Below are 8,286 nucleotides of genomic sequence, written 5' to 3' on the forward strand. Positions count from 1 at the left end.
GGAGCCCCGCGACGGTGCGCTTCTGTCCTACCGAGTCGGGCGGGCGGCCGGGAAAACCCCCCGCCACGCCGCCCCCAGCTCCGCAGCCACCGCATGGGCCACCGTCGGTGCCCCCGCCGCCGCGAACCGCCCCGCGAGCCCGTGCAGATACGCCGCCACGCTCCCCGCGTCCCGCCCGTCCAACCCGGCCGCCAGCAACGACCCCGCCAGCCCCGACAGCACATCCCCGCTCCCGGCGGTGGCGAGCCAGGGCGTCCCCGTCGCGTTCACCCGGACGGCGGACCCTCCCCCGGCCGCCGCCACCAGCGTCGTCGACCCCTTCAGCAGCACCGTCGCCCGATACGCCGCCGCCAGCTCCCGCACCGCCGCGAGCCGGCCGGCCTCGACCTCCTCACGCCCTACCCCCAGCAGGGCCGCCGCCTCCCCGGCGTGCGGCGTCATCAGCGTCGGCGCCGTACGACCGCGCACCGCGTCCCGGTCGGCGAGCCGCAGCCCGTCCGCGTCGACCAGCACCGGCACGTCCGCCTCCAGCACCTCGGCGACGGCGTCGGCGTCGTCCCCGACCCCCGGTCCGGCCACCCACGCCTGGACCCGTCCGGCCTTGCGCGGCCCCCCGTCCGACACCAGCGTCTCGGGAAAGCGGGCCAGCACCTCGTCCTTGGCCGGCCCGACGTACCGTACGGCCCCGGCCCCGCCCCGCAACGCCCCCGCGACGGCCAGCACGGCTGCCCCCGGATAGCGCGCCGAGCCGGCCACGATGCCCACCACTCCCCGCCGGTACTTGTCGCTCTCCGCCGACGGCACCGGCAGCAGCCGCGCCACGTCCGCGTCCTGCAACGCCTCCAGCTCGGCCTCCTCGGGCAGTTCGAGCCCGATGTCGACCAGCCGTACCGAACCGGCGTACTCCCGCGCCGGATCGATCAGCAGCCCCGGCTTGTGTGTCCCGAAGGTCACGGTCAGGTCCGCCCGAACGGCCGCCCCGCGCACCTCGCCGCTGTCCGCCTCCACCCCGCTCGGCAGGTCCACGGCGACGACGGCGGCCCGGGACCGCTCCACGACCGCCACCAGCGCGGCCGCCTCGGGCCGCAGCCCGCCCTTCCCGCCGATCCCCACGATCCCGTCGACGACGAGGTCGGCCCGCAGGAGCAACTCCTCGGCGCCGCCGTCCCGTACGACGGTTCCTCCGGCCCGGCGCAGCTCCGCCAGCCCGCCCTCGTGCGCGCGCTCCGGCGCGAGCAGCACGGCCGCGACCCCCGCCCCTCTGCGTGCCAGCCGCGCCCCGGCGTACAGCGCGTCCCCGCCGTTGTCGCCGCTGCCGACCAGCAGGACCACCCGGCTGCCGTACACCCGTCCGAGCAAGTCGGCGCAGGCGGCGGCCAGCCCGGCGGCGGCCCGCTGCATCAGCGCCCCTTCCGGCAGCCGCGCCATCAGCTCCCGCTCGGCCGCCCGTACCGTCTCCACGCTGTAAGCAGTCCGCATGCCCCGAGTCTGCCCCGGAACCCGCGGGACGCGCATCCGCCCCGCCCGCATCACCCCCTTCACCCCGCTCACCCCTCGGCGATCACCACCGCCGACGCCACCCCGGCGTCGTGACTGAGCGACACATGCCACGACCGCACGCCGAGTTCCGCCGCGCAGGCGGCCACGCTCCCCTTCACCCGCAGCCGCGGCCGTCCGTTGTCCTCGACGACCACCTCCGCGTCCGTCCACAGCAGCCCCGGTGGCGCTCCGAGGGCCTTGGCCAGCGCCTCCTTGGCCGCGAACCGCGCCGCGAGCGAGGCGACGCCGCGCCGCTCCCCGCCCGGCAGATACAACTCCCGCTCGACGAAGAGCCGCCCGGCCAGCCCGGGGGTCCGCTCCAGTGACTCCCGGAACCGGTCGATCTCGGCGACGTCGATACCCACTCCGATGATGCTCACCGATGCACCTTACGACCCGTCAGGCGGCCACGGGCCGGGCCGCGTCGCGCCGAGTGCCCGCCGGTCTCCTCACTCCACCGTGACCGACTTCGCCAGGTTCCTCGGCTGGTCCACCTCGTTGCCGCGGGCGGTGGCCAGTTCGCAGGCGAAGACCTGGAGCGGGACCGTGGCGACCAGCGGCTGGAGCAGGGTCGGGGTGGCGGGGATCCGGATCAGGTGGTCGGCGTACGGTACGACCGCCTCGTCGCCCTCCTCCGCGATCACGATGGTGCGGGCGCCGCGGGCCCGGATCTCCTGGATGTTGGACACGATCTTGTCGTGGAGCACCGAGCGACCGCGCGGGGACGGGACCACGACCACCACCGGCAGGTCCTCCTCGATCAGCGCGATCGGACCGTGCTTCAGCTCGCCCGCCGCGAAGCCCTCGGCGTGCATGTACGCGAGTTCCTTGAGCTTCAGGGCGCCTTCGAGGGCGACCGGGTAGCCGACGTGCCGGCCGAGGAACAGCACGGTCTTCTTGTCCGCCAGCGACCGCGCCAGCGCCCGTACCGGCTCCATGGTCTCCAGGACCCGCTCGACCTCGCCGGAGATGTGCGAGAGGTCCCGGATCACCGCGCTGATCTCGTCGCCCCACTTGGTGCCCCGCACCTGGCCGAGGTAGAGCGCCACCAGGTAGCAGGCCACCAGCTGGGTGAGGAACGCCTTGGTCGAGGCGACCGCGACCTCGGGACCGGCGTGGGTGTACAGCACCGCGTCCGATTCGCGCGGGATCGTCGAGCCGTTGGTGTTGCAGATCGCGAGGACCTTCGAGCCCTGCTCACGGGCGTGCCGCAGCGCCATCAGCGTGTCCATGGTCTCGCCGGACTGGGAGATGGCGATGACGAGGCTGCGCGAGTCCAGGATCGGGTCCCGGTACCGGAACTCGCTCGCCAGCTCCACCTCGCACGGGATGCGCGTCCAGTGCTCGATGGCGTACTTGGCGATCAGGCCGGCGTGGAAGGCCGTACCGCAGGCGACGATGACGACCTTGTCGACCTCCCGGAGTTCGGCGGCGCCGATCCGGACCTCGTCCAGGGTCAGCGAGCCGTTCGCGTCGATGCGGCCGAGGAGGGTGTCGGCGACCGCCTTGGGCTGCTCGGCGATCTCCTTGAGCATGAAGTAGTCGTAGCCGCCCTTCTCCGCCGCCGACGCGTCCCAGTCGACGTGGTACGAGCGGACGTCCGCGGGGGCGCCGTCGAAGCCGGTCACCGTCACACCGTCCCGGCGCAGCTCCACCACCTGGTCCTGGCCCAGCTCGATCGCCGACCGTGTGTGGGCGATGAACGCGGCGACGTCCGAGGCGAGAAAGGCCTCGCCCGCTCCGACGCCCACCACGAGCGGGGAGTTCCGGCGCGCGCCCACGACCACGTCCGGTTCGTCGGCGTGCACCGCGACCAGCGTGAACGCGCCCTCCAGCCGCCGGCACACCAGCCGCATCGCCTCGGCGAGGTCGGCGGTGGCGGAGAACTCCTCGGCGAGCAGGTGCGCGACCACCTCGGTGTCCGTCTCGGAGGCGAGGTCGTGCCCGCGTTCGGCCAACTCCCCCCGCAGCGCGGCGAAGTTCTCGATGATCCCGTTGTGGACGACGGCGACCCGGCCCGCGTTGTCGAGGTGCGGATGCGCGTTGGCGTCCGTCGGCCCGCCGTGCGTGGCCCAGCGGGTGTGCCCGATGCCGGTGGCACCGGCCGGCAGCGGCCGCTCCGTCAGCTCCTTCTCCAGGTTGACCAGTTTCCCGGCCCGCTTCGCCGAGGCCAGCCCACCGTCCGCGAGGACGGCGACACCCGCCGAGTCGTACCCCCGGTACTCCAGCCGCTTGAGCCCGGCGACCACCACATCGAGCGCCGACTGCGCCCCCACGTATCCCACGATTCCGCACATGAGCGGCAGCCTAAGTGCCACCCCCCGCCCGAACCGGGCTCAGCGTGCCCGAAATCGGAAATCATCGGCCCCTTCACATGATCAGAACCCCACGTGACCGACCCCACCCCCCACCCCGTTCAAACTCCGTTAACAATGGAATGTGATCTCTCCGGTCTCCCCGATGCCCCGGAGCGCCCACCGGCACAGGCCGGAGGCGACTCCCTACGTCGATCTCACCCGTGCCGAGTGGAGCGCGCTGCGTGACAAGACGCCGCTGCCACTCACCGCCGAGGAGGTCGAGAAGCTGCGTGGTCTCGGCGACGTCATCGACCTCGACGAGGTGCGGGACGTCTATCTCCCGCTGTCGCGACTGCTCAACCTCTACGTCGGCGCCACGGACGGCCTCAGAGGCGCCCTGAACACCTTCCTCGGCGAGCAGGGCTCCCAGTCCGGCACCCCGTTCGTGATAGGCGTCGCCGGCTCCGTGGCCTGCGGCAAGTCGACCGTCTCCCGTCTGCTCCAGGCACTGCTCTCCCGCTGGCCCGAGCACCCGCGCGTCGAGCTGGTGACGACGGACGGCTTCCTGCTCCCGACCAAGGAGCTCGAGGCGCGCGGCCTGATGTCGCGCAAGGGCTTCCCCGAGTCGTACGACCGCCGGGCCCTGACCCGCTTCGTCGCCGACATCAAGGCCGGCAAGGACGAGGTCACCGCCCCCGTCTACTCCCACCTCATCTACGACATCGTCCCGGACCGCAAGCTCACGGTCCGCCGCCCCGACATCCTCATCGTCGAGGGCCTCAACGTCCTGCAACCCGCTCTCCCCGGCCAGGACGGCCGTACCCGCGTCGGCCTGGCCGACTACTTCGACTTCAGCGTGTACGTCGACGCGAACGCGGAGGACATCGAGCGCTGGTACCTCAACCGCTTCAAGAAGCTCCGCCAGACCGCCTTCCAGAACCCGGACTCGTACTTCAGGAAGTACACCCAGGTGTCCGAGGAGGAGGCGGTCGACTACGCCCGCGGTCTCTGGCGGACCATCAACAAGCCCAACCTGGTGGAGAACATCGCCCCGACCCGCGGCCGCGCCACCCTGGTCGTCCGCAAGGGACCGGACCACAAGGTGCAGCGGCTGCGGCTCCGCAAGCTGTAGGGCGCCCAAGTGCCGCTGCCGGCCCAGAAGTTGCTCCGGGCCAGGCAGCGCTCGTCCGGGGCGACTCCGGTGGCTCCTAGACCCGCCGCTCGCAGTTCACGACGTTGTCGCCGGGGTCGGCGAACACCGTGTCGACGCCGGCGCCGCAGTCGACCGTGTCACCGCCGGCGTTGTCCTGCACGCTGATGACATCGTTGCGGCCGTCGGTGGTCACCTGGTCGATGCCCGTGCCGGCATCGACGGTGGTGCTGACGGCGGCGGCGGAGCCGTTGAAGGTGTCGTTCCCGTCGCTCAGCTGGACCGCGAGCCGGGTGACCGTGGCGGCGCTGCCGCAGTCCGCGCTGGTGGCGCTCAGCCGGGTGCAGCCCGGGCCGATCGCGATGCCCGTGGTGTCCGTGAGGATCAGCCGGCCGGTGGAACTGTCGGCCGTGACCTGGTTGTTCACTCCGGCGCGCGCCTGGAGTACGACCAGACCGCCGAGGATACGGAACGCCGTGGAGCCCGGCGCCGGGGCGGCGGCGGCCGGGGTGGCGGACGAGGCCACGACGAGACCCGCCACCAGAACCGGACCGGCCGCTCGCTTCAGGATTGTGCTCACGATCTCCATGCTGTGTTTCTCTTCCGTCGAGGGGGCGCCGCGCACAGCGGCCTCGACGCAAGAAAAACAGTCAGTGATCGGTCACGCACTTTCTGCTACGCCTTGAGGCTCAACCGAGTGCCGACTTCACCGCGTCGGCCAGCCGCCCCGCCACCGACCGGGCCTGCTCGATGTCGGCCGCCTCCACCATCACCCGCACCAGGGGCTCCGTGCCCGAAGGGCGAAGCAGCACGCGCCCGGTCTCCCCGAGCTCCCGCTCCGCCTCCGCGACCGCCGCCGCCAGGTCCGCGGACGTCTTCACCCGTGACCTGTCCACGTCCGGCACATTGATCAGCACCTGCGGCAGCCGCTCCATCACGCCCGCCAGCTCCCGCAGCGACCGCCCGGTCTCTGCGACCCGTGCCGCCAGCAGCAGGCCGGTGAGCGTGCCGTCGCCGGTCGTCGCGTGGTCGAGGATGATGACGTGGCCGGACTGTTCGCCGCCGAGGGCGTACCCGTGCTCCTTCATCTCCTCCAGCACGTACCGGTCGCCGACGGCAGTCTGCACGAGGTGCAGCCCCTCCCGCTCCAGCGCCAGCTTGAAGCCGAGGTTGGACATGACGGTGGCGACGACGGTGTCGGCGCGCAGCACGCCCCGCTCCCGCATGGCGAGCGCGAGTACGGCCATGATCTGGTCGCCGTCGACCTCCTCGCCGGTGTGGTCGACCGCGAGGCACCGGTCCGCGTCCCCGTCGTGCGCGATACCGAAGTCCGCGCCCTGTTCGACCACCGCGGCCTTCAGCTTGTCCAGGTGGGTCGACCCGCAGCCGGCGTTGATGTTGAGCCCGTCCGGCTCCGCGCCGATCGTGACGATCTGGGCACCGGCCCGGCGGAACGCCTCCGGCGAGACCCCCGCGGCCGCGCCGTGCGCCTCGTCGAGAACGATCTTCAGGCCGTCGAGCCGGTTCGGCAGGACGGATAGGAGGTGCGCGATGTACTGCTCGGCGCCCTGGTCGTACGGCCGTACCCGGCCCACGCCCGCGCCCGTCGGCCGCTCCCACGGCTCGCCGTGCCGGTGGGACTCGTAGACCGCCTCGATCCGGTCCTCCAGCTCGTCGTCGAGCTTGTGGCCGCCGCGGGCGAGGAACTTGATGCCGTTGTCGGGCATGGCGTTGTGGCTGGCGGAGAGCATGACACCGAGGTCGGCGCCGAGCTCGCCGGTCAGGTAGGCGACGGCGGGGGTCGGCAGGACACCGACGCTCAGGACGTCGACGCCGGCGCTCGCCAGGCCGGCGACCACGGCCGCCTCCAGGAACTCCCCGGACGCGCGCGGATCCCGTCCGACGACCGCCGTCGGGCGGTGGCCCTCGAACGTCCCCGCCTCGGCGAGCACGTGCGCCGCCGCGACGGACAGCCCGAGCGCCATCTCGGCGGTCAGGTCCGCGTTGGCGACACCGCGCACGCCGTCCGTGCCGAAGAGTCGTCCCACTTGTCCTCCTGAAGAAGCGTCCTTGCTGCCAGGAAATGATGGCAGGCGCTTAGTCATGCGATCACACCAGCCTTTGAGCGTCTTGTGTCGTTATACGCCCTTGACCGGGATAAACGAACGCCCCGACGGCACATGTGGCGTGCCGCCGGGGCGTTCGGAGTACGTGCAGGCAGCTGGTGATTAGCGCTTGCTGTACTGCGGGGCCTTGCGGGCCTTCTTCAGACCGGCCTTCTTGCGCTCGACCGCGCGGTCGTCGCGCTTGAGGAAGCCGGCCTTCTTGAGCGGGCCGCGGTTGTTGTCCACGTCGGCCTCGTTCAGCGCGCGGGCGACACCGAGACGGAGCGCACCGGCCTGACCGGAGACACCGCCACCGGCGATGCGGGCGACGACGTCGTAACGGCCCTCGAGCTCGAGCACCTTGAAGGGCTCGTTGACTTCCTGCTGGTGCACCTTGTTCGGGAAGTAGTCCTCGAGGGTGCGGCCGTTGATCTTCCACTTGCCGGTGCCCGGGACGATCCGGACGCGGGCGATGGCGTTCTTGCGACGGCCCAGGCCGGCGGCCGGCTGCGGGTCGCCGAAGCGGGACGCGAGGGACTCGGAGGTGTACTCGCCCTCGACGGGGACGTCCGACTCCGTGGTGTAGCTGTCGATGTCAAGCTCTTCGAGCGGCTGCTCGGCAGTGGTCTCGGCCACGATGCTCCTCAGATTCTCTTCAGTCTTAGGGGGTGGCCGGACTTACTGCGCGACCTGGGTGATCTCGAACGGAACCGGCTGCTGCGCAGCGTGCGGGTGGTTCTCGCCTCGGTAGACCTTCAGCTTCGTGAGCATCTGACGGCCCAGGGTGTTCTTGGGGAGCATGCCCTTGACGGCCTTCTCGATGGCCTTCTCGGGGTTCTTGTCCAGCAGCTCGTCGTAGCGGACGGAGCGCAGACCGCCCGGGTAGCCGGAGTGGCGGTACGCCATCTTCTGGGTCCGCTTGTTGCCGGACAGGTGCACCTTGTCGGCGTTGATGATGATGACGAAGTCACCGGTGTCGACGTGGGGCGCGTAGATCGGCTTGTGCTTGCCGCGGAGAAGGGACGCGGCGGTGGAGGCGAGACGGCCCAGGACGACGTCCTGAGCGTCAATGACGTGCCACTGGCGAGTCACATCGCCGGGCTTGGGGCTGTACGTACGCACTTCGCAGCCTTCTTCTTCAGTGGATGGGTGCTGACACATGGCATCACTGAAGCGATCGTGCAGCTGGGGACGA

General features: G+C 71.5%; 8 protein-coding genes. 1 reads left to right on the plus strand and 7 read right to left on the minus strand.

Features of this window, described 5'->3' with window-relative positions; translation table 11 throughout:
* Window positions 1-27 precede the first annotated feature (27 nt).
* The 3 genes from JF597_RS42620 to glmS all read right to left on the minus strand — a co-directional run bounded on the left by JF597_RS42620 (window position 28) and on the right by glmS (window position 3,836).
* On the minus strand, window positions 28-1,479 hold the full coding sequence (locus JF597_RS42620; protein WP_294009395.1) for an NAD(P)H-hydrate dehydratase: 1,452 nt from the start codon (window positions 1,477-1,479) through the stop codon (window positions 28-30).
* A 68-nt stretch (window positions 1,480-1,547) separates the two neighbouring features.
* Window positions 1,548-1,919: a holo-ACP synthase gene (locus JF597_RS42625; RefSeq protein ID WP_294009397.1), complete on the minus strand. Its 372-nt coding sequence runs from the start codon at window positions 1,917-1,919 to the stop codon at window positions 1,548-1,550.
* Between the two features lie 69 nt (window positions 1,920-1,988).
* On the minus strand, window positions 1,989-3,836 hold the full coding sequence (glmS, locus tag JF597_RS42630) for a glutamine--fructose-6-phosphate transaminase (isomerizing) (protein ID WP_294009399.1): 1,848 nt from the start codon (window positions 3,834-3,836) through the stop codon (window positions 1,989-1,991).
* A gap of 163 nt (window positions 3,837-3,999) precedes the next feature.
* Here glmS and coaA point away from each other — a divergent pair, with 163 nt between their 5' ends.
* Complete coding sequence (gene coaA / locus JF597_RS42635) at window positions 4,000-4,968, plus strand: type I pantothenate kinase (protein ID WP_294009401.1); 969 nt, start codon at window positions 4,000-4,002, stop codon at window positions 4,966-4,968.
* A gap of 76 nt (window positions 4,969-5,044) precedes the next feature.
* Here the strand turns inward: coaA and JF597_RS42640 are convergent, their stop codons facing one another.
* The 4 genes from JF597_RS42640 to rplM form a co-directional block, all read right to left on the minus strand.
* Complete coding sequence (locus tag JF597_RS42640) at window positions 5,045-5,566, minus strand: hypothetical protein (protein ID WP_294009403.1); 522 nt, start codon at window positions 5,564-5,566, stop codon at window positions 5,045-5,047.
* Between the two features lie 109 nt (window positions 5,567-5,675).
* The gene (gene glmM, locus JF597_RS42645; protein ID WP_294009405.1) at window positions 5,676-7,034 is read right to left on the minus strand and encodes a phosphoglucosamine mutase; all 1,359 of its coding nucleotides are present in this window, start codon (window positions 7,032-7,034) and stop codon (window positions 5,676-5,678) included.
* Between the two features lie 180 nt (window positions 7,035-7,214).
* Window positions 7,215-7,727, minus strand: coding sequence for a 30S ribosomal protein S9 (gene rpsI, locus JF597_RS42650; protein WP_093499626.1), 513 nt, complete (start codon window positions 7,725-7,727; stop codon window positions 7,215-7,217).
* A 42-nt stretch (window positions 7,728-7,769) separates the two neighbouring features.
* Window positions 7,770-8,213, minus strand: coding sequence for a 50S ribosomal protein L13 (rplM, locus tag JF597_RS42655; protein ID WP_294009407.1), 444 nt, complete (start codon window positions 8,211-8,213; stop codon window positions 7,770-7,772).
* Window positions 8,214-8,286: the final 73 nt, after the last annotated feature.

The sequence above is a fragment of the Streptomyces sp. genome, assembly GCF_019510245.1.
GTDB lineage: Bacteria > Actinomycetota > Actinomycetes > Streptomycetales > Streptomycetaceae > Streptomyces.